Genomic DNA, 391 nt, shown 5'->3' with positions numbered 1-391 from the left:
CCAGCATCTTCTGGATCTTCGGATCCTGAGAGTCAGTGTCGACCTTCCAGCCGGCCTTAGCCAGCCAGCCCAGGTGCACCTCCAGGACCTGACCAATGTTCATACGACGCGGCACGCCGTGGGTGTTCAGGATGATGTCGATCGGAGTGCCGTCCGGCAGGAACGGCATGTCCTCCTGCGGCAGGATCTTGCCGACAACACCCTTGTTGCCGTGACGGCCGGCGAGCTTATCGCCGTCCTGGATCTTGCGCTTCTGGGCAACGTAGACGCGAACCATCTCGTTCACGCCTGCGGCCAGGTCGTCGTCATCCTCACGGGAGAACACGCGAACGCCGATAACCTTGCCGGTCTCGCCGTGTGGCACCTTCATAGAGGTATCGCGGACCTCGCG

General features: G+C 62.1%; 1 pseudogene. It reads right to left on the bottom strand.

Annotated elements, in window-relative coordinates:
* Window positions 1–391: pseudogene (locus tag CYJ76_RS11540) on the bottom strand (DNA-directed RNA polymerase subunit beta); the annotation flags it as partial.

It is taken from the genome of Kytococcus schroeteri (genome assembly GCF_002847825.1).
Lineage (GTDB): Bacteria > Actinomycetota > Actinomycetes > Actinomycetales > Dermatophilaceae > Kytococcus > Kytococcus schroeteri.
The sequence above is the reverse complement of the archived record's forward strand: the minus strand, read 5'-3'. Positions and strand labels throughout refer to the sequence as shown.